Raw genomic sequence first — 24,142 nt, 5'->3', positions numbered from 1 at the left:
GTGACCGCACCCGCCGAGAAGCATGCCGACAGCAGCCAGGACACCCTGGCAGGCGTCTGCCTCCCGGGGGGTGTGTCGATCGACATCGACGGGTTCTCACTGCGGGTCCGCGCCCACCCCCGGCGCAAGCGGTTCGCGCTGACCGTGGAGCCCGACGCCACCCTGACCCTGCACACCCCGCCGGACCGCACGGCGGTGGAGGCCGAGGACTTCGTCCGGGCCCACCGCCATTGGCTGGTCACCAAGCTTGGCGAGCGGGAGCGGACCAGGTCCCTGCACCCGGCCAAGCACCTGGCCGACGGCGAGGTGTTCCGCTACCTGGGCAGGACCTACCGACTGGCGATCTCCGACGGCTCCTCTGAGGACGGCCGGGTGCGGCTGATGGCCGGGCGGCTCGTGATGGCCGAGCATCTCGCCGAGCATCCGCCGGCAGGGCGGGCGGCCCTCGTCGACTGGTACGCCCGGGTCGGCCGCGCCTGGGCCGTCAACCGGTTCCAGCCATGGGCGGCTCGCATGGCGGTTGCCGAACCGGAGCTGGAGGTGCGCGACCTCCAAGACCGCTGGGGGTTGTACCGGCCGGATGCGCGCGGGGGCGGGCCGGGGCTGATGGCCTTGGGCTGGCCGCTCTTCCAGCTGCCCATGCACCTGGTCGACTACGTCATCGCGCATGAACTCGCACACGTCCGGGTTCCGGACCACGGGGACGCCTTCTGGCGGCTCCTGGGCCTCGCCCTGCCCGAGTACGCGGCCCGGCGGGCCGAGCTCGACGAGGTGGGGCGGCGGATGTGGATGGGAGACCTGCACTGAAGCAGGCTTTCGTCCTTGGCGTCACAGCTGGTCGGCGTGGAGGATGAAGCCCGTCGAACCGGCGGGGGCGCTCAGGCTCCGAAATGGAGGGGGCACCGCCGGCGTCTGCACGTTCTTGGGGGTGCGGGAGGTGGCTCCCATCCCACCTGCCATCGACCCGGGCAAGCCGAGCAGCCGCGGCCCAGGGCGTCAAGGTCGTACGTCCAGCAGGGCGCTCCACCTTGACGCCCTGAACCACGCCTGCTCCACAGAAGTGCGGGCCGACGGCAGACGGGATGGAAGCAAGGGCGGAGGCGGCTGAGGTTCAGATGGAAGGGTGATGTCGCGTTCCCCCCGATAGCTCCGCAGACTTCCATGACCGCCAGCGAGGTCCTTTGCGCAAACTCTAGCTTGCCACCATGAGTACATGGGTTGATCAGATATTCAGGGCAGCAGCGGCAGATCGGGGAGGAGTCGTGCGTCGGTCGATCTACGACGTAGAGCGTATGGCGTCGTTGGAAGAGATCATCGGCATCGCACGCGAGCGCCACTTCCACGTCCTTGAGACGGGTGATCAGGTTGTCATCCTCTGCAACGAGGGCGAACTGAGGATTCATTGCTGACACAACGCTGAGTGCCCGCCTGACCGGTGCTGTACAGCAGCTGAGTACAGCAACCGCCCTGACCACGAGCACCCGAGATCAACCGCTAGCTGTATTGACCCGCAGGGTTGTTGACGCGGGTGTGAGCTTGCTCCGCTATGACGGACACAGTCGTTGTGGTCAAGCCGCGAGTGCGGCTTCGTATTCGACGGGACTGCGGTAGCCGAGGCTGCTGTGCAACCTACGCAGGTTGTACCAACTCTCGACGTATTCGAACACGGCGGCACGGGCGGCGGTACGGCTGGGCCAGCGGCGGTCGGCCCCGAGGTCGTTCTTGAGGGTGGCGAAGAACGACTCGGCGAGCGCGTTGTCCCAGCACTGGCCCGTGCGCCCGACCGACAGCCGGATGCCGAACTCGCTTGCCGGCAGGGAGAATTCGCGACTGGTGTACTGACATCCGCGATCCGGCGGCCGCGTGCGGATCGGGCACCGTTGTGCGCCGGCCGCGTCTGCGGTGACGGCCCTCGAGCCCGGCTCGCGCATCAGCCGGGCGACGCGGCGGCGCCCGACACGGTGGCCACCGCGGGTCAGGACGGCGTGGACGCGCGGGGCGCCGTAGTTGCCGCGCGAGGCGCGGTGGGCCTCGGCGATCCGCGCGGTCAACTCTTCGTCGCGCGTCCTGCGCGGACCGGGGCCGCGCTGCCGCGGTGGTAGAAGGCGGAACGGGAGACCTGCAGCAGCTCACACGCGCGTTTGACGCTGTTGCCGCCCTGCTGCTCCGCCTCGATGAACGGGTGCACCGTCACCGGGTCTCCTTCGCGAAGAAAGCCGTGGCCCGCTTGAGGACTTCCACGTCCTGGCGCAACCGCCGGTTCTCGCGCCGCAACGCGGCCAGTTCCTCACGTTCACCGCTGGTCGGGCCGTCGCGCTCCCCGGCGTCGACCTCGGCCCGCACGACCCAGTCGCGCACCGCGGTCCCGGTCAGATCGAAGTCCTTCGCGACCTGACCGACCGAACGGTCACAGCGCCGACACAGTTCGACGATCTCGGCCTTGAACTCCGACGTGAACGAGCGGCGAGGGCGTGGCTTCTTCTTCCCCATGCTCTCCATGATGGACATCCTCTCGAGGACGCGTAGCCCTCATCCAAGGTGTCCGTCAAAGCGGATCAAGCCCAGACCTTCGTCCAGCCAGAGAGAAGGATCAGCACGTGTGCCGACGGCTCGTGTTGGCGCAGGAGCACCTGACGCACAGGAAAGATCAGGCGAGTTCCGCACGCGAAGAGCACCTGCCGATCCTCGGTGTCCAGTCGGACCACGAACGGAACCCGATCCTCGAACTCCATCGACTGCCTCTCGTCCCCGCGTTCGCCTCGACGCACCCCGCGTCCCCCGCAGCGGCGCCGCATCCAGTCGGCAGGCATCCTGCCAGGAACCGAACAACCCCGTCGTATGGAATTAGTCGAAGAACCCGTCAAGAAAAGACGTACAGGCCGGACGCGCCATTGCAATCAAGGTCGAGCAGTCGGAGAAGCGGGTCAAGGACCTGGAGCCCAACTCGACCAGGTGAAGCGCCACTACGAGAATGTGGGAAATCAGGTCGTCGAGGTCGACAGGTACGTGTACCGCTGGCAGCGGGACCGAAGCACTCGGCGACCGCATACTGGTTTCCGAGAACTACGTGAGTCGCCTCCGAAAGGGGCCGGGAGTCACAGGCGGCATCGTGACAACCCTCGGTGCCACCTACCGCGGCATCTTCGAACGAGCGCCACACCGCATCCTGATTCCGGCACCGCGTCGCCCGAGCGCAGAGGGATCGAGGACACGTTGCTCGCGCTCGGACGGGATGGCGACCTCGCCAAATGCAACCAATCCCCCAGCGACTCTGGTTGCAGTTCTGGTTGCATTCATACGTGTGCGGCAGCGTTCGCCGCGCCCGTCGGCGGTCGCTTGCCGCAGGTCAGGACGTCGCTGGTGCTGGCTGAATGGGCAGACGACCCCTTGGAAAGCGTGTTGGGTTCACACCCTCACGAGTTCGAATCTCGTATCCTCCGCCTTCACGAAGGCCCGGACCGCTCAGCGGTCCGGGCCTTCGTCGTTTCCAGTCTCAGGTCATTCGGTCGCGCCGGCGTGGAGGACCGCTCCAGCCGTGCGCTGGAGCCAGGTGTCAGGAGCGCACGGCAGAATTACGAGGACAACGCCGCCTACGGAACTCACGCGGGCGGATGAGAACCTCCGGAGAGACGGGCATGCCGAAGATCCCGAAGGGCCGGCGTATAGGCCAAGCGGCCGTGAACGCGGTACGCGCCCTCCTCGAGGAGCACGACCACATCGTCCAGGAGATATCCGGACAGAACGACTTCGGCGAGGACCTCTACGTCAGTTCGTCGAGAACGAACACGTGACGAGCGACGTCATCAGGGTCCAAGTCAAGGGCGGGGACAAATGGCGCCGGGCCAACGGTTACGCCATACCCGTCAGCCACCACGGCGACACCTGGGCAAACGGGAACATCCCTGTCTACTGCGTGGTGTACGACCCGGACAGCAAGAAGCTCTTTTGGGCGAACGCAACGCAACAGCTCCGCCGATCCGGCCCGCTCGACCGCCCGAACCATCGTATCTACGTCGGCGCTCCCTCACTCCCCCTGGACGAGCAGGTCCAAATCATCTGGCGCATCCCCGAGCCCTGAGGCGAGACATCCGTCGAAGGCTGTTGAATCCGGCTTCACGAACGCCTCCTGGGGGATCGGTAAGCCTTTTGGAGTTCTTCCACGGCGCCCGTTCCGTCGAAGACCGGTCACAGGGCATCGAGGACATGCGGGCGATCTTCGGCTGGGTTCCGATCGACGATCGCGCCTACACGCGTGCCTGGCAGGTACAGGAAGCGCTGACCAAGTGGGGGCAGCATCGCAGCGCGGGAGCCGTTGACCTCGTCGTAGCCGCCACGGCCGAACTCCAGGGATTGACCCTGCTGCATCGCGACCGAGACTTCGACTGCATCGCTGCCGTCACCGGGCAGGCGCTCCAGTGGTACGGGCCCAACCCGGGCAAATAGGCGGCACGTGGTTGCGGTTTTGGTTGCATTCACCGCCGTAGAGCGCCGTTCGGAACCCCCACCCACTCCAGCAGAACCGCAGTTCCGGGCTCTCTCGGACCCTTCCCGACGGCCGGACGATCAACCGGAAAGCGTGTTGGGTTCACACCCCACGAGTTCGAATCTCGTCTGCTCCGCCGGCCGTATCAGGCAAAACGTCGGCCTCGACCGTGCACATGGTCGGGGCCGACGTGGTTCCGGTTGTGGTTGCCGGGCCGAAGTCGCAGGGCCCTCGATGCCCGTAGCCGGCGATCCCGCCTACGGCGCATCCCGGCTTTGGGTCCCGCTTTCTCCGGATGTCCGCAGACATTGGCTCGTGCGCTTGCGCGCCCGACCCTGCGGCTACCCGCCCCGACGATCGAGGCATGCCGGACACTGGCGGCGCCGTCCGAACGGGCAAGCCGGGAGGGCGACGCGGATACGCGCTGCGTCGATGAGCATGATCCGGCCCGCCCGGCGCTCGGTCCACGGGTCGCCCGGTAGCCGCGCCCCTACTCCTGTGCGGCCGGGAAGGAGTGCTCCAGGAAATCCCATAGATCGCGGACGGCTCGGACGACGGTTGCCTGGCGGTCCTGACCGGGCATGAGGTCCGTCGGGGGCACGTGGACCTTCAGGAAATCCTTGTTGCCGCTGGCCTGCTTCTTGTTCCAGGAGAGGATTCCCGCGTTGATCATGGCACTTCTGACGCTCCGCCAGTCGGGATGTTGGACCACTCGACGCACATCGGCGGTGCTGTCGTTTTCGGTGAAGAGGTTGGTCTTGGCGAACAGCCAGCTCAGGTCGTCCAACAGGCTCACGATCTCGGCCTTCACCGGACGCAACGGAATTGATGTCCGGGCTTCGGGGAGCCGACATTCGGACAGGATCTCGGAGACCTTCCGGGGGTCGTAGACCGTGCTTTCGCCGGATTCGGCGTAGAGCCGCAGTGCCCGGAAGTCGTTCACCGGGACACCCGAGACGTCGAGCACGGTGGTGACACTGTCCACACCGACGCGTTCGAAGCTCAGTCGCTCGCCGGCACATCCGAACAAGTGGAAGTCCCGCAGGTCGCTCCCCGTGAAGGAGCAGTCTCGAAGTCGGGAATCCCTGAGCGTGATACTGCTCATGTCGCAGTCCACGAACCCCAAAAAGCGCAGCTCCATGTTTTCGAAGGGGCTGCCATGGGCGCGCATGATCCCGGCCGCGACGGCGCCGGCATTCTGGCGCACCTGTTCCGTGCTCGCATCCTGGCGTTCGCCGGCGGTCATGAGCAGGGCCAGGTATTCCGTGGCCCGATTCTGCAGGCGGGCACCGGCCATGGTGGCGGCCTCCGCCGGAAGTTGGCTGCGGCGGAGGGCCTGACGCAGTGGAAGCGGATCTCCCTTTCGGGTCAAATCGACGATGGGTCCGGCGAGGAAGTACGAGTAGTAGACGTCGTGTTCAAACCTCACCGCCCCCTTGTCGGCGGCTTGGAGGAGCGCGGAGTACGGGCCTCGGTCGACCACGGCCAGTTGGGCTTCCGCGGGAAGTCCAGCCACGTCGAGCCAGACTTCGAGCACTTCCCGCAGGGATGTCCGGGACAGTTCGCGGGTGTCCTGGCGCCACATCTCCTCGGCGATCTCGGAGAAGACCTCGCGCAACTGATCTGCGGTCAGATAGTTGTGCCCGGGGCTGTCCCGGAGCTTCTCCTCCGCCTCTCGCTTCACATAGCTGTTGACCAACTGCTCCAGTAAATCGGTACCCGACGAGAGCGGGGATCCCATGAGCGAAAGGTCCGTCACCCGGGAGACGAAGAACGGCAGGCCCCGCAGATGACTCACCGATTCGCCGGCGAACGCGGTGGACACCTTCTCCTCGAGCTCGGCGATGCGCGCCGGTGAGAGCCCGCGCTCGGCCGCCCGCTTCTCGACATACGCGTTGAGTTGACCCGGCGTCCATGGCTGCAGACGCACCCGGTTCACGATCCAGCCATCGGAACGAAAACCGATGGCCGAGTTGACCCGACCGACGAACTCCTGCTCGTAGTACGCGCTCCGTGCGGCCGCAACGACGCAGCCGGAGGACTGCAGTTCGTCCAGGAAACTTGCCAGGGAACTGAAGGACTCGTCGTAGCTGCCCTGAATCCCCAGCAGTTCGTCGAATCCATCGACGACCAACACCAGGCACCCGACTCGTACCAGCGACGCCACCGCATCGAACGAGAACTGGGCGCGCAGTTTCCCCAGTTCACCCGAAATGGCGTCGTCGAGTTTGGCCAGGCGACGACCCTGGGCGTCGACGTAGAGCCACAACGCGTCAGCTTGGCCGCTTCGATAGTCGTTGGCCACGGCCTGGACGACATGCCGCAGCAGACTCGTCTTGCCGACCCCTGCCTGTGCGGTCAGAAAGATGACGTTGGTCCGGCCGTCCGCGTCCTTGGCGATCCGCCGCACGAGGTCACTGGCGAGAACTTCGCCCTGGGCCACCTCGAGGCTGTTGTCGAGCACGGCATGCGGCGCGACGTAGGTTTCGTCGACCTTGATGAGGTTGCACATGTTGGCTGCCAACCTGCGCAGGTTGGCCATGTCGGTGGCGGCCAGGAACGACCGATAGCTGATGTCCCCACCAAGCTCGGTGCGGACGATCACGTCACGCAGATCCGTGGCATCCGCCAGACGGAATCGCGCGCTTCGCTCCTCCCCTCTGATCACCCACTCGGCCTTGATCCAGCCGGTTTCGGCGGCCTTTATATTGACCGGCATACCCGGATCGGCAAACCCGGCGAGATCCATTCTGAGCTGATCTTCGAGCGCCTTGCTTGTTTCGTTGCCGCGGGCAGGTGCGGTCATGGTGACTCCGCGATGGTCATGGGTGAGTCAGCTCCAGGAGGGGGCTGTCAGGAGATCGACATTCAATGCTGCGAAGTGTGCATCATGAGGGGTGGATGATCTCTTCCGCAGCCAGACGATCGGCTTCCCCCAGCGGGTTGCCGCCGCTATCATCGCCGGCACGTAGTCATCATCGTTCGCAATGACCAGAATGCGATCGTAGTCTTCTTGCTCGGAATAGTAGTGCGCATCCTGTGCAAGCATTTGATCGACCATCTTCTGCCCTTTGTTTTTATATGTCCCGGTCAGCATGGAACCGGGACTGCAGGCAAGGCTGGTGGCAAGCCGCGGCAGGATCCGGACCCCCTTCTCCAACGAAAGCACGGTGTCGAGCAGGGAGCTTGTGATTCGATACTTCTCCATATACCCCCCGGCCCGATCCAGCCATCCGTCATAGATCCTGCATTCCACCTCGACCGCATTGCGTGGGAGCGTTCCCATTCCCGGCGAGAAGGTTTCCCTGACCAATTCGGCAGCCAGTTCGAGACCGTCCTGAATAGTCGGTCGCGTGGTCGCCCGCGGATCGAGGTTGTGGAAGTCGATAAGGGCCACGTTCAAGCCGGTTCCCCGTTGACCCACGCCAGCCGTCTGCATGGCCGCATGATAGGGCAGCCCGGTCGTGCGCGGCAGGCATGAAATCCATTTCGGGGAAAATGCCCGACCGATCCGCAGCCGACTGCGGTGATGCGGCATACCGACATCCGATCGCAGCGGCCCAAGCCGGCGGGCCGTGCGGACGTTCGTCGCTCGTTGTCTTCTCGCCCGCCGGATTGGGGCCGGAGGGCGGGTGGTGGGGGCGTACTCGGTCGGGCGGTGGGGAGGTTGTTGGGCATGGGTGCAGGTCGTTGACCGTGGGGTGGGAGGGGCGTACTCGGATGCGAAGGATTCCTGGCTCGCGGACGGCTCTGGCGACCGCGGCGGGGGTGGCGGGCGAGCCGCTGGTGGCCGCCGTCGTTGCGGCTGCGGTGGATGTCATCGGGCCCGCGGCGGAGCACACGGCCGCGGTGGGTGTGCCGCGGTCGCATCTGGAGGAGTTGGCGCGGGCCGGGGCCTGGGGGATGCTCGACTACGAGCCGATCGGCGCCGGCGGTGTGACCGGGGCGCAGGTGGTTCGCGAGGTGCACGAGGTGTTGTCCGCCGTCGATCCTGCCACGTGGTTCGTCTTCGCCCAGCACTTCGCGCTGGTGAAGGGGCTCGTCGCGAGTGGGAACGTCGAGTTGCGCGAGCAATGGCTGCCGGCTCTCGTCAAGGGTGAACGGTTCGCTACGGCGGGCTTCGCCTATCTTCGGCATCCCACGCCGCCGGTGGTCGCGGAGGGCGTCGGGGACGGCTGGCGACTTCGTGGGCGCATTCCGTGGATGACCGGGTGGGGGCTCGCCGACGTGGCCTTCGTCGGGGCCGTGACCTCGGACGATCGGGCGTTGTTCGTCGTGCTCGACTGCGCTGCGGCCGACGGCCTGGTCGCGGACGAAGGGCAGGCGCTCTGGGCCATGCAGGCCACCCATACCGCCGCCGTGGAGCTGCGGGACGTGTTCGTCCCGGCGAGCGACGTGATCGCGCTGGGGCCCAGGTCGCGGTGGATCCGCGAGTACGACGACGAGAACGCGAACGCGCATCCGGCGGTGTTCGGGCATCTGCGCGCCGCGTGCGACCTGTTGGTGCGATCCGGGCCGAGGGCGGGCACCGAATACGAGGATCTCGGCCTTCGGATCGCCGAGGAGGCCGCCCGCCTACGGGCCGAGGCATACTCCCTGCGCGATCGACTCCCCGACGGGGAGGGGCTCGCCGCCCGGATCGCGGTCCGGGCGGCGACTCTCGATCTGTGCGCGCGTGCCGGTACGGCCTGTGTGGTCGCGACGGGCGGCCGGGCCATGAGTCACGGCGACCCGGCGGGGCGCCTGGCTCGGGAGGCCCAGTTTCACCTGATCCAGGCACAGACTCCGCAACTGCGGGCCGAAATGGGTCGGTTGATGCTCAGGAGGTTGTGAGGCGGGCCGTGCGCGCCGCGTCGGTCAGGTCTCGGATGGTTCGGTGGGCGTGTGGGTGCTTCAGGAGGTGCGTGGCCAGGCGTAGGCAGCGCTGCTCGCAGCGGGCCCGGGCATCGTCGGATTCGATGGCCCGGAGTTCGGCGACGTGCGCCATCCCGATGATGCGGCGGATGATCTCCGCCCCGCAGAAGCCGACGGAGTCCGTGAAGATCCCCGCCAGGTGGCGCTCGCGCTCGCCCGCCAGGACGTCTGCGTCGTCGAACAACACACGCGGGTAGGCGTCTCCTTGCCGAGGTTGCTCCCACGCCGCCGCCCAACCCCGGGCGAAGCCCGTCCAGACGTCCTCGACGACCTGTAACAGCCGGGTCTGCCGGTCGGTGCGCTCGGGATCGGCGACCGTCGGGCCGTCCTGGGCGAAGTAGCCGATCAGCAGATGCGCCAGCAGCGTGCCCACGTCGAAGCCGATGGGTCCGTAGCAGGCGAACTCCTGGTCGAAGACCCGGGTGTCGTCCTCGGTGACCAGGATCGACCCGGTGTGCAGGTCGCCGTGCAGAAGCGCCTCGGTACAGGTGAGATAGCGCACCTTCAGCCGGGCGACGGCGACCTTGAGGTCCACGTCGTCGCGCAACCGTGCGACGGTGTCGTCGAGTTGGGGGCTGGTCCACCTGTTGCGGCCGTGTTCGTGGTAGATCTCGGTGAAGATCATGTCCTCCATGATCTGCGTCATCTCGTGGTTGCCGCTGAACAGGGCGACGAGGGGGCGTTTGTCGATCGCGGCGTGTGCCAGGTCGCTCGTGTGGAAGAGCGAACCCACCAGGTATTGCGCGAGGTGGTCGGCCAGGTGCGGATAGCGGTTGCCGTGTCGCAGTCCTTCGCGCAACACGACGTGTGGGGACAGGTGTTCGGTGACCAGCAGGTTCATTCGGGAGTCGTGGTGCAGCACTTCCGGCAGTCTGGCCGGGACGTGTCGGCCGTGTTCGACCAGTGCGCGGTACTCGTAATAGGCCCGGCGTGGAGTCAGTGGCCAGGACTCGCCGCTCACCCGGACGTAGGGCATCGCCTGCTTGACGCACACGCGGCCGGCGGGGCCGTGTACCGCGAAGACGTAGTTGACGTTGCCGTCGCCGATCTCTCGGACCCGCCAGCCGGACGAGTGGCCGCCCAGTCGCTCGGCCACGTTCGGGATGGCGCTCAGGTAGGGCGGCAACGTCTTTTCGTCGAGCAACTCGGACGGCACGAAGTCGTTCACGATCCTCCTCGGGAAGGCGGGCGGAGACCGGTCGGTCGTACGCGGGCACGGTCGTGCGCGGCGGCGGGTCGGGGCCGGGTCACCCGATGTCCCAGTCGACCGGGTCCGGACGCAGCCAGCCGGGTCGGGGCAGCCCGAAGTGCTCCCGAAGGATGCGCTCGGCGGATTCCAGGACGCCCTGGACCGAACCGGGCCGAGGCGTCCACGAGTCGTTGACCCAGAACACCGGCTCGCCGGGCAGCGGGCGGCGCATCGTGGGGATCACCCGATCGGGGTCGTAGCCCGCGCGCCACACGGGCCAGGCACCGCCGTAGGGGTCGACGGACCAGTCCCGCCACCGTGCCGCGTCCGGCGGCGGGGCGTCGGGAACGCCGTGGATCTCGCGCACCATCGCATGCGCACGCTCCACCAACAGGCGGCCGGGCACGTCCGGGTGGTCGGCGGCACCGGGACCGGACCGGACCCGGTCGCGGTAGCGCGGTCCGCCATCCGACTCGGTCCAGTAGCGGCAGGCCGAGCCGTCGGCGTAGACCGCGAGCAACGCCCCCGGCGCCCCCGGGTCGCCGTGATCGGGCGAATCCCAGTACCAGAGCTGGCGGTTCGGCAGATCCGTGGTGCTTCGCCCCTGGCTCAGCCCCAGCCGGCACCACCACGCGGTCGGATAGCGCAGAAACACCTTCACGGCCGGTACCTGGTACGTACTGTCGAGCCCGCGCCGAAACGCTTCGGTGTCGGGCGGAAACACCCCCGGCTCCAGCTTGCGCACGGCGGGCGTGGGGAGCGCGAGAACCACGCTCCGGGCGCGTACTTCGACCACGCGGGCGTTCGCCGCATCGGAGCGCAGGAAGGTCAGCCGATAGCCGCCCTCTCCCGACGCCCGTTCCATCCGTACCAATCGGTGTCCCAGGAACGTCCGGCCCCCCGCCGCCGCGAACCGTCGATGCAGCGTGGCGGGCAGGGCCTGAAAGCCGCCCCGCAGCCGCAGACACGGCCCCGTCCGCACGGCCTGGAACAGGCCGTCCAATTGTCCGGCCGCGCTGCCCCCGCACTCCCGCCGGTCGTAACCCCCGGTGTCATGGGCCAACGCCGCAGCCTCGGGGGTCAGCACCGCGTCCACCAGGGTCGCCCACGGGACCTCGTGCAGTCCCAGACCACGCCAGGTGGCGGCCCGCCGAGCCCGTCGATAGCGCGCGTCGATCACCGCGACCCGCTCCGAACTCCCGGCCCCCATCGCCTGATCGCGACTCTCGTGCCACGCCGTGAATCCCGGCACGGCCGCCTCGGCGACGATGCCCGCCAGGCCGTCGCCACCCAGACCGCGCTCCGACTGCGCCAACAGATAGGGCAGTTGCGTGCTGTCCGAGCAGACCTCCCGCCGGCGCAGTCGGGTACCGCGGACATAGTCGAGGTTCTCCGGCCGCCCGAACCAGAACGGTTCGACATCACCCTGCAGGTCCAACCCGGCGATCAGATCGACGACGTGGTGCTCACTCCGGTCGAACCGCATCGCGCCGAACTCGGCCACCGGTCCGGTCAGATCGGGCAACGGGGACGACCACAGACGACCACCGACCCGATGCGAGGCCTCGAACAGGGCCACTCGCCCGCCGGCCGGACCGGGTTGGCCCCGATCGCAGCCCTCCTGCAACCGCCGGGCCAGATGGCAACCACCCACGCCCGCGCCCACCACCACCACGTCCCACACCCGGCACTCCCGCCGTCGGACAGCGTTGTGACGAACTCTTGTACTACCCGAAACTATCGCCCAAACTGAAGTCGACTGATCACCGAGCGTAGACATCGGGACGGGTCGAACCAGGCACGTTCCTTGGACCACACAGCTCCGGCGACGCGCCGACCCCGCACCGCGGGCGAACGACGGTCGGCCGGAGCCGTTTCTTGTCCACGACGAAAGGTGTCCGACGATGGCATTCCGGCGGGACGTACCCACTGCGGCGGTCGAGGGTTACGGTCACATGGAGCAGTATTTCCGCGATGTACGCGCCTTCTTCGAGGTGCTCGGCGTGCGGTTCTCCATCCCCGAGTACGGCGTCAGCCTCCGGCCCATCGGCGGTCAGGCGCTGTTCTCCAACGCCAACTCGTACCTGCTCTCCGACGACAGCTCGTACCCGTTCTACCTGTGGCAGCCCACCTGGCTCGGACGCTTCTACGTGGACCCCTCCACCGTTCCGAACGGCGTCGACGCCACCGACTGCCCGATGGGCGAGGCCCGGCTCCTGGCCTTCGTCTGGCCCTGGTTGGGCTTCAACGACGCCTACCTCGGCGACGCGGCGGAGCCCGAGTGTTGGTTCGGCGTCTGTGATCCCTGTCCGGCCGATCCGCAGGAACGGGCCTACGACACCGCGGAGAAGATCTTCCAGTACTTCCGTCTCGAACGGACTCGCGAAAACGAGTTCGACGGTTGGACCACGGGCGGCTTCCGCGGTGCCGCGATGGGCTGTGATCTGACGGGCCATTGGTACCTGCGCCGGGTGCCGCTCTCACAACTCACCAGCTACCACGAGATCGAGACGAACATCGTCGCCCCGCTGGGCACCAAGTTCCACGAGTTGAGCAAGACGGCCCCCAGGACCCGGCCGGCCGAGGCGACGCCGGTCGATCCCCGGCGGGCGCGCAACGGCGATGCCCCGGTGGGGGCCTACTCGACCTGAGCCGTCGCCCCCTTCGGGTGAGCGGTGTGGCGGGCGGCACGCCGACGGGCCGGGCCTACGGGATGCGCCATTGCTGGTACTTGCTCCCGGGAGTGCACGAAACCACCGAAAGGGCCTTGCCCGAAGCGTTGTTGGTCAGGCAGTTCTTGCCCATGTAGTCCTTGATGTAGACCGCGCCCGAGGTGGGGGCCTCGACCAGCCTCCAGTTGGTGGAACGGCTTGACGTCCCGGTGCACGATGCCGCGCAGATGAGCCGCGTGCAGCGCGTCCAACGCCTGCGCGGCGATGCCGAGCACCCGGTCGACGGGCATGGCCCCGCCCCTGCCCTCGCCCCCGCCCTCGGCCAGGACCACGTCCGGCGGGCGGCCTTCGACGAGTTCCATCACGATGTACGCGACCCGCGGCTCCGACCCGCTCTCGCCGTAGTCGTGCACATCGACGATGCCGGGATGATCGAGCGCGGCCGGCACCTTGGCCTCACGTCGGAAGCGCTCGGCGAACTTCGCGTCGGCCGGCAGCGCCGGCAGCGGGATCTTGACCGCGACCTGCCGTTCGAGTACGCCGTCCTCGGTGCGCCACACCTCGCCCATGGCGCCGCCGCCCAGCCGCTCGACCAGCGTGTAGCGGCCGCCCGGCACCGTGCCCGAACCCCACGTGCCTCGTTCCCCCGTAGGCTCCAGCGTTCCCACCCGTCGGCGACGCGCGGTCCGGCATCCGCCGGAGGCGCCCACCGGCCGCAAGGGTCGCGAAACACCCCGGCAGGCGATCATTTCATCGCACCGCACCGACCGCGCATCGCCCGGGAGTCGAATCACCCGGCGGCGGGCGGCGATTCAACCGCTCGGCTTGATGTTCTGGTTGGCGTGGAAGAGGTTTTCCGGGTCGTACCGGTGCTTGATCCCACCGAGTCGGTCGTAGTGCTCGCGGTAGGTGGCCTTCACCCGGTCCTGACTCTCGTCGGCGCCGATGAAGTTGACGTAGGCGCCGCCCATGGAGTGCGGGTGCAGATCCTGCCAGTAGTCCACGCACCACCGTCGGATCGTCTCGGCGTTGGCCGGGTCCGGGTCGACGCCGCCGATCACCCCGGACCACGTGGCGTCCCGGTAGCCCCACGCGCTGTCCGCCGCGTCGACCCGATGTGCGGCCCCGTCGACCGGGTAGAGGTGCATCGTGGACAGCGCGGTGGGCAGGTTCTCCCCGTACTTGGCGTGTACGTCGATCGCCTCGTCCGGGATCGCGTCGAAGAAGTCGCCGCGCCAGTACCACTGCAGACCGGCGGGGATCAGTTCGTCGAACATGGCCTGGAATACGGGGTACGGCATCGGCGCGGTGAAGTGGAACGCCGGCGGGGCAGGTTCGCGCACCGCCGCGACGGCGCCCTCGGCAGCATCCGGATCCCCGGTCCAGCACCACACGACACCGCACATCTTGTGGCCGTGGATCTCCTCGGGGAAAGGCGGACCCGGCGGGACCGCCAGCAGCGCGAAGAACCCGCTCAGATCCTCGGGCGCCTGCGGCAGGAATTCGCGGTACCAGCGCAACACGTCGCGGGTCTGCTCGACCGGCCACAGGGTGACCCCGACGACCACGTCCGCCACCGGATGCAGGCGGAAGCGGAACGAGGTGACGACACCGAAGTTGCCGCCACCGCCGCGCAGGGCCCAGAACAGGTCCGGGTGCTCGGACTCGCTGGTGGTGACGAAGCTGCCGTCGGCCAACACCACGTCCGCCGCGATCAGGCTGTCCACCGTCAGGCCGTACTTGCGGGTGAGGTGGCCGTGCCCGCCACCGAGGGTGAGGCCCCCGACGCCGGTGGTGGACATGATTCCGGCGGGTACGCCCAGGCCGAACGCGTGAGTGGCGTGGTCGAGGTCGGCGAGCAGGCTGCCGCCGCCGACCCGGGCCGTCCGGGCGACGGGGTCCACCCGTACCCAGCGCATCGGCGCCAGATCCAGGGTGACCGCGTCGTCGACCAGGCACAGGCCCGCGCCGCTGTGTCCGCCGCCGCGGACCGCGAGTTCGAGGTCGTGTTCGCGGACGAAGTCGACCGCGTCCATCACGTCCCCCGCGTCCGCACACCGCACGATCGCGGCGGGGCGTCGGTCGATCATCGCGTTGTAGATCCGACGAGCCGAGTCGTACGCGGGATCCTGCGGCACCGTGATCGGGCCGCGCAACGCGCCGCGCATGTCTTCGAGGATATTGCCGTCCATGACCATCTCCCTGACGGGACGCGGACCGCAAACCCGCCCGGCCTTCCCACCGGCCGATCCTCGGTAAGCAATCGTGCGCCAACACCCCGCCGCCGTGGCCCGCAGGGTCACCGCACGCCGCGAGGCTCACCATCCAGCCTCTCGCCGAGTACATCGGGGCGCAATTTCGCGCGGGCCGCGGTCCCGGACCGCGGTCGCCCTACGTCCGACACCGGTTGCCGCACGTCGCCAGACTGCACCAGCGGCGGCGACCGCTCGGGTCGGCGAAGAGCCAGCCGCAGTGCTCGTCGGGGCAGCTCCGGATGGTGAAGCGGCGTGGGTCCGCGAGGAGTTCGGCGGCGCTGCGGGCGGTGGCGTACAGCGGTGCGCGCAGGCCGGCCTCATCGGACAGCCGCCACCGGCCCAGGCCGTCCTCGCCCCGGGCGAACACCGCCGAGCCGGCCGCCTCGCGGGCGACGGCGGCCACCGCGTCGAAGGCGCGCGCGTCGTGCGGGTCGGTCAGGCAGGCGTACAGGTCGCGGCGGAACACCCGCGCCCGCGCGAGCGCCTCGGCGGCCCGGTCGGGATGCTCGCGGGCCCGTCGGCGCAGTCCGCGCACCAGCCGGTCGTCCAGCAGGTCCAGGTGGCCCGCCCAGACCGCGAGGGTTTCGTACCGGCGCAGCCAGTCCGCGCCCGCCTGCCCGACGCGGCCCCAGCCGGCGTACGTGTTGCAGAACTCCAGCGCCGGGTGTCCACCGGTGTTCCACGGCAACCACTCCTCGCCGACCCGCACCGCGTAGACGGGCGCCGACGGTCGGTCCAGCCGGGGGTCGGCGCGCAGGACCCGATCGTGCAGCGTGGCCAGTTCCGGTCCCGGGTCGATGCCCAGCTCGGCCACCAACAGCTTGCGGGTGTGCCGGTACACCTCCAGCGCCTCGGCCCGACGCCCGGCGCGGTACAGCGCGGTCATCCGCGCCCCGACCAGCCGCTCCCGAGTCGCGAACTCGTCCACCACCGGCGCCAGATCGGCCAGCACCCGGTCGTGCAGGCCCATCGCCAACCGGGCCTCGGCCCGCTGTTCCAACGCGGCCAGTCGAAGCTCGGCGTACCGGCCGCCGAGCCGACCCCGCAGCGGATCGTCGATCACGTCGGCCAGCAGCGGACCGCGCCACAACGACAACGCACGGTCGAGCAGGCGCACCCGCTCGTCGGGATCCCCGGCCGCCGACGCCTGCTCGATCAGGTCGACGAACTCCCACGCGTCCACCGCGTGCCCGTCGGGGTCGATCGTGTAGCCGTCGTGCCGGGTGTGCACGAACAGCCCGTACGGTCCGAGCCGCGCGCGCAGCCGGGCGATGTAGGTGTGCACGGTGCCCCGCGCCCCGGCGGGCGGCGCGCCGTGCCACAGCAGGTCGATCAGCCGCGCGGTGCCCACCACCCGGCCCGCACCCAGCAGCAGGACGGCCAACAGGCACCGCTCCTGGCGCCGGCTGCCGACCGCGACCTCGGCTCCCTCGTGGCGCGCCTGGAAGGGCCCCAGCAACCGAAACTCCATGGCTGCCACCTTCCCGCACCGCGTGGTGAGAATGCGGTCAGCCGCCGGCGCGAAGCTGGACCCGGGCCTTCGCCGGCTGTCCGTCCGCCACCTCTCCCGGGAGCAACCATGCACCGAACTCTCCTCGCCGTACCGGTACTTGCCGCCACCCTCGTGGCCGCGGCACCCGCCTCCGCGGCGCCGGAGTCCTCCCCCGTCCCCGTGGCAGGCCGCTGGGAGCCCGCGCCGCCGACGCCACCGTTCGACTACCCGGCCGGTGCGCGCTGTGATTTCCCCGTGCACGCCGAACCCGTGCTGGACGAGGTGGTGCAACAGGTGCTCGAAAGCAATCCCGACGGCAGCCACAAGTGGGTCGCGTACAAGGGGCCGCTGATCGTGCGGGTCACCAACACCGCGACCGGTGCGAGCCTGGACGTGGACGCGGGCGGCAGCGCGGTGGTCCGGACCCGCCCCGACGGTTCCCAATCGTGGTTCGTGCTGGGCCCCGTCCTGACCACGTTCCGGGAGAACGGCGGCACGCTGCCACGCGGTCTGTACCGAATCGACGGGGCCTACACCCTCGACATCGACGCGAACCGCGACAAGCAGCTGACCATGCTGCACGGCACCGCCGAGAACCTGTGCCCACGCCTCGACCGCGCCGCCGGGGCGTCGTGACGAACCGAGGCGCTCCGGGCCTGCACCCGGGCCCGTCCCCGGCCTGAGGGCTCCCGGGCCGGGGGAGATCGGATCGGGGGCTCCCGGCCCGGGCGATGCCGGCGCAAAACCGCCGGCCCGATCGGCGGGCGGATGATGAAGTGGGGCCATGACCAGCCTCCACGACACCGCCCTGACCTTCCGGGCGCTGCACACCGGTGCCGCGCCCCTCGCCCTCGCCAACGTCTGGGACGCGGCGGGCGCCCGACTCGTCGCCGACGCCGGAGCGAGCGCGGTGGCCACCACCAGCGCCGGGGTCGCCTGGGGCCTGGGCGCGGCCGACGGCGATCGGCTGGGCCGCGAGCGGGCCCTCGAACTCGTCGCCCGGGTGGTGGCCGCGGTCGACGTCCCGGTCACCGCGGACATCGAGAGCGGCTTCGGCGAGAACCCGGAGGGGGTCGCCGAGACCATTCGCGGCGTGCTGGCCGCCGGCGCCGTGGGCGTCAACCTGGAGGACGCCCTGCACGCCGGTCCGGTGCCGTTGCGGGCGGTCGCCGACCAGGTCGAGCGGATCGCCGCGGCGCGGGCCGCCGCGGACAGCGCGGGCGTCGCGCTGTTCGTCAACGCCCGGGTGGACACCTACCTGCGCGGCGCCGGCGGCCCCGCCGACCGGCTGCGCGAAACCCTCGACCGGGCGATCGCCTACCTCGCGGCCGGCGCCGACGGCATCTTCGTCCCCGGCGTCACCGACCCGACCACCGTGGCCACCCTCGTCGAGGCCCTGCCCGCCCCGCTGAACGTACTGGTCGGCCCCGGCGCCCCCACCGTCGCCGAACTCGGCAAGCTCGGCGTGGCCCGGGTCAGCCTCGGCTCGGCCATCGCCGAGGCGGCCTACGCCGTGGTCCGCCGCTCGGCCCGGGAACTGTTCGAGACCGGCACATACACCGCGCTCACCGACTCGATCCCCTACGGCGACCTGAACGCCCTCCTGGCCCGCTGACCCACCCGCACACCGCCGGCGCCCCCACCCACCCGGGCCGGGCGCCGGCGGGGAGCTACCCGAAAGCCAACGTGTCCGTGCCCGCCGGGCGGCGCAGCACGGTCAGCCGATCGGCCAGGTCGCTGCCCGGCGGCGGGGTGTACAACACCACGCGCCGGTTGTCCTCGGGGGTGATCAACACCTGGCAGTCCACCTCCACCAGGCCCAGCACCGCGTGCCGGACCCGCATCCGGCTGTGCCGACGAACCGCGACCTCGTGCCGGTCCCACAGCTCGGCGAACTCCTCGCTGGCCTCGCGCAACCGGGTCACCAGGCGCCGCACCACCGGATCGTCCGGGCGATGCGCCGCGGCGGCGCGCAGGTCGGCGACGTGCAGCCGGCTGTGGTAGTCGTGCTCCTCGACCGGATACGCGGCACGCGGGCCGGTGTCGCCGAACCAGCGCCACACCACGTTGCGACCATGCTCGGAGACCGTGCACACCCCGCCCAGCAGCGCCTGCGCCATCGCGTTCTGCGCGAGCACGTCACCGAGGTCGTCGAGCACCTGGGCCGGCGTCGCCGCCAACTGGTCGAGCAGGTGCAGCAGCGCGGGCGCCACCTCGTCCCCGGCGATCCGCACCGCGGGCGGTCGGTGGCCGGCCAGCAGGTGAAGGTGATCGCGTTCGTCGTCGCTCAGCCGCAACGCCCGGGCCAGCGCGCCGAGCATCTGGGTCGAGGGCTGCGGACCGCGGGCCTGTTCCAGGCGGATGTAGTAGTCGGCGGACATGCCCGCGAGGCGGGCCACCTCCTCGCGGCGCAGGCCCGGCGTACGGCGCCGGGAACCGGCGGGCAGGCCCGCGTCCTGCGGAGACACCCGGGCCCGGGAGCGGCGCAGGAAGTCGGCGAGTTCACCGCGAGCGATCGTCATATCGGTCATCGTGCCGCATCGCCCCGGTTGCCAACCTGGGACCGCCGATCCCAGGGTCGGCGAGGCTCTCCCGGCCCGATCCGCGCGACGGCAGAGTTCCGGATGTCGGGTCGTTCGGCTCGACACCACCCCACTCGAAGCGCCGGACCTGCGGATTCGCGGTCCGGGCCGCCCGAGCCGGTCCACCGGGAGCACCCCATGCCCATCGTCGAGGTCGCCGACGCCCAGGTCCACTACACCCTCTCCGGCACCGGGTCCGGCCCCGCGCTGCTGCTCGTGCACGGCACCGGATCCGTGGGCGCGCCGGTGAACTGGGGGGCCACCGTCCCGCTGTTCGATCACGAGCGGGTGGTGATCACCCCCGATCTGTCCGGGACCGACGCCACCCCCGACGCCGGCGGCGCGCTCACCGTCGAGATCCTGGCGGGCCAGGTGATCGCGGTGATCGAGGACGCCGGCACGGGAGCGGTCGACCTGCTCGGCTTCTCGATGGGTTCGACCGTGGTCGCGGCCGTCGCCGCGCTGCGCCCGGACCTGGTCCGCCGGCTGATCCTGGTCGCCGGGTGGGCGCACGTGGACAGCGACGAATACCTGCGCAACCTGTTCACCGTGTGGCGGCGGCTGGGGCGCACCGACGCCGAGTCGTTCTCCCGGAACGTGACGATGACCGGCTTCAGCCGGGGCTTCCTGAACTCGATCGGTCGCGACGCGGTGGAGGCGATGCTGGCGAACATGCCGCCCACGCCGGGCACCCTGCGGCACGTGGACTACAACCTCACCGCCGACCTGCGCCCGCTGCTGCCCGCGATCGAGGCCCGCACGCTGGTCGTCGGGTGCACTCGGGACGCCACCATCCCGGTCGAGCACAGCCGCGCGCTGCACGAGGCGATCGCCGACAGCACGTACGCGGAGATCGACTCCGGACACGTAGTGATGTTCGAGAAGCAGGAGGAGTTCGTCGAGACGGTACGCGAGTTCCTCGTCGCCGGCTGAACCACGTGCCCCGGAAGCCCCCGATGCACTCCCCCCTCGTCCCGCCGCCGACCGATCGCGGGAAATCCCGCTGACCCGGCACCCCGCCCCGGCCCACAATGTGGATTCGGCGAGCGGGGTGGGGGCCGGCGCGGTGGCCGGCGGTGTCCCGGGCCGGCCGAACCGCTGTCGGTCGGCACTGGGATCATCGAACGACACCGAGGGGAGGTGACGGACGTGGCGTACGGCGAACGTGCCCCGCAGGCGCCGATCGTGAGTCTGACCGACCGTCGGGCGCTGGAGGCATGGCGGCCGGCCGACGACGAGGTGATCGCGCGGGCCCGCAAACTCAAGGAAGAGGCGCTGCTCGACTTCGGCATGGAACTGTCGGTCATCGCCTCGTGGTTGTACACCAAGTGCCACCACCACATCCCGACCACCGCGATCGACACCGCGGCCGTGATGGCCTCCGGCGACGGCACCTGTCTGCTCCTGTACAACCCGCAGTTCTTCTGCGATCTGGGCCTGGACGGCGTGAAGTTCGTGCTCTTCCACGAGGCCCGGCACCTGATCCAACGGCACCTGTTCGCCGAGTCCGAGCTGCGCGCCGACCCGGTGTTCACGCTCGCGGCCGAGGTGACCATCAACCACGTCGCGATGGCCCGGCTGGGCCGCAGCAAACTGCCGATCCTGCGCCGACTCGACCCGGACACCGGCGCCCTGATCGAGGACCCCACCGGCATCGACCCGAGGAGGGTCCACCGCGACTACGTCCAGGACCTCACCGACCAGGGCCTGGCCGCACTGTCCTACGACGACTTCGTGGACACCGACTCGACCGTCTACGCCGAGCTCAAGCGCATGAAGAACCCGCCGGTGCCGCCCCCGCTGTGCGTGCACGTGCTGCTGGGCGAGGGCACCGGCCACAACGACGGCATGGACGGCGAGACCGTCGGCCGGGTGGCCTCCGAGGTGCTGCGCAGCGTGCTGCTCGCCGCCCGCCGCGGCGAACGGCTGGCCCGACAGGAGTTGCTCGACCTGCTCGCGCGCACCGACGGCGCCACCGACCGCACCTCCAAGTTGTGGGGCGACCTGGGCGCCGGCTTCCTGCGCGGCGAGACCCAGCGCACCCGCCGGGTCGAGTGGTGGCAGCAGTGGCTGGTGGACGTGCTCGCGTCCAAGCTGCGCGAGGGCGAACGCCTGGTCTATCCGAAGAAACGCGGGGCGCTGCTGGCCGCGCTGGGCCACGACCCGATGCTCGCCCGACGCGGACTCGAACGCACCAAGGTCGTGGTGATCGCCTACGACACCTCCGGCTCGATGCCCGACCAGGTGGTGAGCTGGCTGACCGAGTTGGTCGGCAAGGCCGACGGCGTCGAGACGCACTGGCTCAGCTTCGACGGCACCGTGATGCCGTTCAAGCCGGGCGAACGGGTGCTGGGCGGCGGCGGCACCAACTTCCAGAACGTGGCCGACTACGTCGAGGGCCGGCTGGAGATCGAGGGGTCGGGCCGCTTCGACGAATCGGTCGACGCGGTGGTGATGCTCACCGACGGCTACGCGCCGCCGATCACTCCGGCCGACCCGGACAAATGGATCTGGCTGATCACCGAGGGCGGAGACGACTGGCCGGAGCGGCACCACCCGTCGATGGACTGTCACCGCGTCCTCACCGGCGACCACTGATCGGGGCCGGTCATGCCGACGCGCCTCGCCGAAGAGCCCTCCGCAGCACGCCGTGCGCAGCACCCGGAAGGAACCATGACGATCACCGCTGACCCCACGCGCGCCGGCCGCCCCGCGTCCGAGCCCAAGTGGAAGGCCACCGCCACCTACCCCGAACGTCCCAAGGGCTGGAAGGGCGTGTCCAAGCTGGAGGAGTTCATCGACGCGATGATCGACCTCGGCCAGACCGGCCAGATCTTCGGCGAGCACGGCATCGGCAAGACGGCGACCTTCTTCAGCCACATCCCCGACCGGCACGACGACACGGTCCTGGTCTTCGTACCCGCCGCCAACCTCACTCCCGACGACCTGCTGATCAACGCACCCGTCCGGGACGAACGCACCGGCGAACTCGTGCTGCGCCAGCTCATCATGCGTCAACTGCGGCCCGGCAAACGGTTCGTGCTGCTGATCGACGACGCGCTGCAGGCGGGCGAGACGATCCAGTCGCAGCTCATGCAGGTCGCCTGCAACTGGACGCTGGGCGAACACGACCTGCGCGAACTGGGCTGTGTGGGCGTCTTCCTCACCGACAACGAGTCGCTGTCCGAGACCGCGACCCGGCGCACCGACCTGGCCATCCTGGACCGGATGGTCACCGTCAAGATCACCGCGACCGACACCGCGTGGCGGTACAAGCTCGCCGAGCGCTTCGCCGGCACCGACCTGACCCCGATCTTCCAGATCTGGACGAGCCTGTCCCCGGCGCTGCGCCAACTGGTGTCCCCGCGCACCCTGGAGCACGTGATCGACTGCGCGCTGGCCGGCTTCCCGCTGGTGTGGGGGCTGCCGTTGGTCAACGGCGAGCGGCTGGCGCTGACCGAGACCAAGAAGGACGGCTCCCCCGGCCCGGACCGCACCGACGAGGTGCTCGACCGGATCGCCGCGGGCCTGAACGTGCGCAACCCCGACCAGACGCCGGACTCGGTGCGCCGGATCGTCCGCGAGGCGATCCGGCGCCGCTGGTCGGTGCTGATCCAGGGCCCGCCCGGCTGCGGCAAGACCGAGGTGGTGCGGGACGTGGTGCGCGGCGAACTCGGTCGTGAGCCGCTCTACTTCTCGCTGCCGGTGACCAACGTCGAGGACCTGTGCGCACCGGTGCCCACGCCGGACGGTTCGCTGGAGAACCTGCTCGCCGCCAAGTTCACCGATCCCGGCGCCAAGGTGATCGTGTGGGACGAGTACAACCGGCCCAAGGACAAGTCGACCTTCGCCAAACTGATGGAGGTCACCCAGGAGTGGTCCATCGCGGGCCGCCCGATTCCCGGCCTGCGCGCGCAGATCGCCCTGCAGAACCCGCTGTACCACCTCGGCCGCAAGATGCTCGTCTCGCGCAACAACATCGCACAGGCGACCCGCTTCACCGCGTCGCTGACCATCCGCCCCGAGGACATCCCCGCCAACGAGTGGTTGATCAGCACCTACGGCCCGGTCGCCGAGACGGTGCTGGAGTGGTGGAAGAACGACATCGACGACGAGGGCCGGGACTGGATCACCAAGCGCACCCTGGAGCGGCTGATCAAGCTGCACAAGCGCGAACTGCCGCTGGAGATGGCCAAGGTCTACCTCGGCGACGGCGAGTACGCACCGGTGCCGCTGAACGCGCTCGAGGCCCGATTCGCGGAGAACCCGGCCACCGGACTGGGCGACATCTCGGCCAATCTGGCCGAGTGGGTGCGCCGACTGGAGGCCGCCAACGAGGAGTCCGGCGAGGGCACCGACGACACCGACATCGTGCACCAGGTGCTGGCCAACGCCGAGTTGTCGCAGTTGCGCGAACATCTGGACACCGTGGCGCAGTTGCTGGCCGGCCTGCCGCCGAAGCTGCGTTCGAGCTACCTGGTCGGCCAGTCCGTGGACAAACAGCGCTTCTGGATCGAGGCGTTCGCGAAGATGCCGAGGAAGTAGGCCGAGGATC

At 69.4% G+C, this 24,142-nt stretch carries 24 protein-coding genes; 12 read left to right on the top strand and 12 right to left on the bottom strand.

What is annotated here, in order from left to right:
- Both ACH4U8_RS26380 and ACH4U8_RS26375 read left to right on the top strand, forming a co-directional pair.
- Nucleotides 1–807 carry a M48 family metallopeptidase gene (locus tag ACH4U8_RS26380; RefSeq protein WP_395780645.1) on the top strand — a complete coding sequence of 269 codons (807 nt, stop codon included), beginning with the start codon at nt 1–3 and terminating at the stop codon, nt 805–807.
- Nucleotides 808–1,205: 398 nt separating this feature from the next.
- Nucleotides 1,206–1,409: an N-(5'-phosphoribosyl)anthranilate isomerase gene (locus tag ACH4U8_RS26375; RefSeq protein WP_143657983.1), complete on the top strand. Its 204-nt coding sequence runs from the start codon at nt 1,206–1,208 to the stop codon at nt 1,407–1,409.
- A 159-nt stretch (nt 1,410–1,568) separates the two neighbouring features.
- Here ACH4U8_RS26375 and ACH4U8_RS26370 read toward each other — a convergent pair whose 3' ends face one another.
- Genes ACH4U8_RS26370 through ACH4U8_RS26355 form a run of 4 tightly spaced genes read right to left on the bottom strand, consistent with a single transcriptional unit; the run spans nt 1,569 to nt 2,732 of the window.
- Nucleotides 1,569–2,051: a transposase gene (locus ACH4U8_RS26370; protein WP_395780643.1), complete on the bottom strand. Its 483-nt coding sequence runs from the start codon at nt 2,049–2,051 to the stop codon at nt 1,569–1,571.
- Nucleotides 2,048–2,194 (bottom strand): hypothetical protein, encoded by a 147-nt coding sequence (locus tag ACH4U8_RS26365; protein WP_395780641.1) that lies wholly within the window; start codon nt 2,192–2,194, stop codon nt 2,048–2,050. The genes ACH4U8_RS26370 and ACH4U8_RS26365 overlap by 4 nt, the downstream gene beginning before the upstream one ends.
- Nucleotides 2,191–2,499, bottom strand: coding sequence for a transposase (locus tag ACH4U8_RS26360; RefSeq protein WP_395780639.1), 309 nt, complete (start codon nt 2,497–2,499; stop codon nt 2,191–2,193). Before ACH4U8_RS26360 ends, ACH4U8_RS26365 begins: the two co-directional genes overlap by 4 nt.
- A 56-nt stretch (nt 2,500–2,555) precedes the next feature.
- The gene (locus ACH4U8_RS26355) at nt 2,556–2,732 is read right to left on the bottom strand and encodes a hypothetical protein (RefSeq protein ID WP_395780637.1); all 177 of its coding nucleotides are present in this window, start codon (nt 2,730–2,732) and stop codon (nt 2,556–2,558) included.
- A gap of 903 nt (nt 2,733–3,635) precedes the next feature.
- Here ACH4U8_RS26355 and ACH4U8_RS26350 point away from each other — a divergent pair.
- From ACH4U8_RS26350 to ACH4U8_RS26340, 3 genes are read left to right on the top strand one after another with little or no spacing between them, the layout of a single operon-like run.
- Nucleotides 3,636–3,791, top strand: coding sequence for a hypothetical protein (locus ACH4U8_RS26350; RefSeq protein WP_395780635.1), 156 nt, complete (start codon nt 3,636–3,638; stop codon nt 3,789–3,791).
- The gene (locus ACH4U8_RS26345; protein ID WP_395780633.1) at nt 3,788–4,078 is read left to right on the top strand and encodes a DUF4365 domain-containing protein; all 291 of its coding nucleotides are present in this window, start codon (nt 3,788–3,790) and stop codon (nt 4,076–4,078) included. Before ACH4U8_RS26350 ends, ACH4U8_RS26345 begins: the two co-directional genes overlap by 4 nt.
- Before the next feature lie 8 nt (nt 4,079–4,086).
- The gene (locus ACH4U8_RS26340; protein WP_395781009.1) at nt 4,087–4,443 is read left to right on the top strand and encodes a PIN domain-containing protein; all 357 of its coding nucleotides are present in this window, start codon (nt 4,087–4,089) and stop codon (nt 4,441–4,443) included.
- A 530-nt stretch (nt 4,444–4,973) separates the two neighbouring features.
- On the opposite strand, the gene ACH4U8_RS26335 is transcribed toward ACH4U8_RS26340, so the two are convergent.
- Nucleotides 4,974–7,289, bottom strand: a complete 2,316-nt coding sequence (locus ACH4U8_RS26335; protein WP_395780631.1) for an NACHT domain-containing protein — start codon at nt 7,287–7,289, stop codon at nt 4,974–4,976.
- Between the two features lie 27 nt (nt 7,290–7,316).
- On the bottom strand, nt 7,317–7,922 hold the full coding sequence (locus tag ACH4U8_RS26330) for a hypothetical protein (protein WP_395780629.1): 606 nt from the start codon (nt 7,920–7,922) through the stop codon (nt 7,317–7,319).
- A 281-nt stretch (nt 7,923–8,203) separates the two neighbouring features.
- Here ACH4U8_RS26330 and ACH4U8_RS26325 point away from each other — a divergent pair, with 281 nt between their 5' ends.
- Complete coding sequence (locus ACH4U8_RS26325) at nt 8,204–9,316, top strand: acyl-CoA dehydrogenase family protein (RefSeq protein WP_395780627.1); 1,113 nt, start codon at nt 8,204–8,206, stop codon at nt 9,314–9,316.
- On the opposite strand, the gene mtnK is transcribed toward ACH4U8_RS26325, so the two are convergent.
- Nucleotides 9,303–10,565: an S-methyl-5-thioribose kinase gene (gene mtnK, locus ACH4U8_RS26320; protein WP_395780626.1), complete on the bottom strand. Its 1,263-nt coding sequence runs from the start codon at nt 10,563–10,565 to the stop codon at nt 9,303–9,305. The genes ACH4U8_RS26325 and mtnK overlap by 14 nt on opposite strands.
- A gap of 79 nt (nt 10,566–10,644) precedes the next feature.
- Nucleotides 10,645–12,270, bottom strand: a complete 1,626-nt coding sequence (locus ACH4U8_RS26315; RefSeq protein WP_395780624.1) for a flavin monoamine oxidase family protein — start codon at nt 12,268–12,270, stop codon at nt 10,645–10,647.
- Between the two features lie 220 nt (nt 12,271–12,490).
- Here ACH4U8_RS26315 and ACH4U8_RS26310 point away from each other — a divergent pair, with 220 nt between their 5' ends.
- Nucleotides 12,491–13,237, top strand: a complete 747-nt coding sequence (locus ACH4U8_RS26310) for a hypothetical protein (protein ID WP_360315918.1) — start codon at nt 12,491–12,493, stop codon at nt 13,235–13,237.
- On the opposite strand, the gene ACH4U8_RS26305 is transcribed toward ACH4U8_RS26310, so the two are convergent.
- From ACH4U8_RS26305 to ACH4U8_RS26295, 3 genes are all read right to left on the bottom strand, one after another.
- On the bottom strand, nt 13,225–13,875 hold the full coding sequence (locus ACH4U8_RS26305; protein ID WP_395780622.1) for a serine/threonine-protein kinase: 651 nt from the start codon (nt 13,873–13,875) through the stop codon (nt 13,225–13,227). The two genes, ACH4U8_RS26310 and ACH4U8_RS26305, sit on opposite strands and share 13 nt — an antisense overlap.
- A 195-nt stretch (nt 13,876–14,070) precedes the next feature.
- Complete coding sequence (locus tag ACH4U8_RS26300) at nt 14,071–15,450, bottom strand: FAD-binding oxidoreductase (RefSeq protein WP_379987768.1); 1,380 nt, start codon at nt 15,448–15,450, stop codon at nt 14,071–14,073.
- A gap of 199 nt (nt 15,451–15,649) precedes the next feature.
- Nucleotides 15,650–16,984 carry a BTAD domain-containing putative transcriptional regulator gene (locus tag ACH4U8_RS26295; protein WP_395780620.1) on the bottom strand — a complete coding sequence of 445 codons (1,335 nt, stop codon included), beginning with the start codon at nt 16,982–16,984 and terminating at the stop codon, nt 15,650–15,652.
- A gap of 108 nt (nt 16,985–17,092) precedes the next feature.
- Here ACH4U8_RS26295 and ACH4U8_RS26290 point away from each other — a divergent pair, with 108 nt between their 5' ends.
- Both ACH4U8_RS26290 and ACH4U8_RS26285 read left to right on the top strand, forming a co-directional pair.
- Nucleotides 17,093–17,641, top strand: a complete 549-nt coding sequence (locus ACH4U8_RS26290; protein ID WP_395780618.1) for a hypothetical protein — start codon at nt 17,093–17,095, stop codon at nt 17,639–17,641.
- A gap of 148 nt (nt 17,642–17,789) precedes the next feature.
- Nucleotides 17,790–18,620, top strand: coding sequence for an isocitrate lyase/phosphoenolpyruvate mutase family protein (locus ACH4U8_RS26285; RefSeq protein WP_395780616.1), 831 nt, complete (start codon nt 17,790–17,792; stop codon nt 18,618–18,620).
- A gap of 55 nt (nt 18,621–18,675) precedes the next feature.
- Here ACH4U8_RS26285 and ACH4U8_RS26280 read toward each other — a convergent pair whose 3' ends face one another.
- The gene (locus tag ACH4U8_RS26280; RefSeq protein ID WP_360315908.1) at nt 18,676–19,536 is read right to left on the bottom strand and encodes a helix-turn-helix transcriptional regulator; all 861 of its coding nucleotides are present in this window, start codon (nt 19,534–19,536) and stop codon (nt 18,676–18,678) included.
- Between the two features lie 189 nt (nt 19,537–19,725).
- Between ACH4U8_RS26280 and ACH4U8_RS26275 the strand changes: the two genes are divergently transcribed.
- From ACH4U8_RS26275 to ACH4U8_RS26265, 3 genes are all read left to right on the top strand, one after another.
- Nucleotides 19,726–20,520, top strand: a complete 795-nt coding sequence (locus ACH4U8_RS26275; RefSeq protein WP_360315906.1) for an alpha/beta hydrolase — start codon at nt 19,726–19,728, stop codon at nt 20,518–20,520.
- A gap of 216 nt (nt 20,521–20,736) precedes the next feature.
- A complete protein-coding gene (locus tag ACH4U8_RS26270) occupies nt 20,737–22,185 on the top strand; it encodes a hypothetical protein (protein ID WP_379987794.1) in 1,449 nt (482 codons plus the stop codon).
- A 75-nt stretch (nt 22,186–22,260) separates the two neighbouring features.
- Nucleotides 22,261–24,132, top strand: a complete 1,872-nt coding sequence (locus tag ACH4U8_RS26265) for an AAA family ATPase (protein WP_395780614.1) — start codon at nt 22,261–22,263, stop codon at nt 24,130–24,132.
- Nucleotides 24,133–24,142 lie beyond the last annotated feature (10 nt).

This window comes from Embleya sp. NPDC020886 (assembly GCF_044333915.1).
Lineage (GTDB): Bacteria > Actinomycetota > Actinomycetes > Streptomycetales > Streptomycetaceae > Embleya.
Note: the sequence above shows the minus strand (reverse complement) of the source record. Positions and strands in the feature narration are given on the sequence as shown.

What these genes read in the sequence shown, in the direction of transcription:
- ACH4U8_RS26375 (WP_143657983.1), top strand. Translation starts at nt 1,206, where the DNA reads ATGAGTACATGGGTTGATCAGATATTCAGGGCAGCAGCGGCAGATCGG.
- ACH4U8_RS26360 (WP_395780639.1), bottom strand. Translation starts at nt 2,499, where the DNA reads ATGGAGAGCATGGGGAAGAAGAAGCCACGCCCTCGCCGCTCGTTCACG.
- ACH4U8_RS26355 (WP_395780637.1), bottom strand. Translation starts at nt 2,732, where the DNA reads ATGGAGTTCGAGGATCGGGTTCCGTTCGTGGTCCGACTGGACACCGAG.
- ACH4U8_RS26350 (WP_395780635.1), top strand. Translation starts at nt 3,636, where the DNA reads ATGCCGAAGATCCCGAAGGGCCGGCGTATAGGCCAAGCGGCCGTGAAC.
- ACH4U8_RS26335 (WP_395780631.1), bottom strand. Translation starts at nt 7,289, where the DNA reads ATGACCGCACCTGCCCGCGGCAACGAAACAAGCAAGGCGCTCGAAGAT.
- ACH4U8_RS26330 (WP_395780629.1), bottom strand. Translation starts at nt 7,922, where the DNA reads ATGCAGACGGCTGGCGTGGGTCAACGGGGAACCGGCTTGAACGTGGCC.
- ACH4U8_RS26325 (WP_395780627.1), top strand. Translation starts at nt 8,204, where the DNA reads ATGCGAAGGATTCCTGGCTCGCGGACGGCTCTGGCGACCGCGGCGGGG.
- ACH4U8_RS26310 (WP_360315918.1), top strand. Translation starts at nt 12,491, where the DNA reads ATGGCATTCCGGCGGGACGTACCCACTGCGGCGGTCGAGGGTTACGGT.
- ACH4U8_RS26300 (WP_379987768.1), bottom strand. Translation starts at nt 15,450, where the DNA reads ATGGACGGCAATATCCTCGAAGACATGCGCGGCGCGTTGCGCGGCCCG.
- ACH4U8_RS26295 (WP_395780620.1), bottom strand. Translation starts at nt 16,984, where the DNA reads ATGGAGTTTCGGTTGCTGGGGCCCTTCCAGGCGCGCCACGAGGGAGCC.
- ACH4U8_RS26290 (WP_395780618.1), top strand. Translation starts at nt 17,093, where the DNA reads ATGCACCGAACTCTCCTCGCCGTACCGGTACTTGCCGCCACCCTCGTG.
- ACH4U8_RS26285 (WP_395780616.1), top strand. Translation starts at nt 17,790, where the DNA reads ATGACCAGCCTCCACGACACCGCCCTGACCTTCCGGGCGCTGCACACC.
- ACH4U8_RS26280 (WP_360315908.1), bottom strand. Translation starts at nt 19,536, where the DNA reads ATGACCGATATGACGATCGCTCGCGGTGAACTCGCCGACTTCCTGCGC.
- ACH4U8_RS26275 (WP_360315906.1), top strand. Translation starts at nt 19,726, where the DNA reads ATGCCCATCGTCGAGGTCGCCGACGCCCAGGTCCACTACACCCTCTCC.
- ACH4U8_RS26265 (WP_395780614.1), top strand. Translation starts at nt 22,261, where the DNA reads ATGACGATCACCGCTGACCCCACGCGCGCCGGCCGCCCCGCGTCCGAG.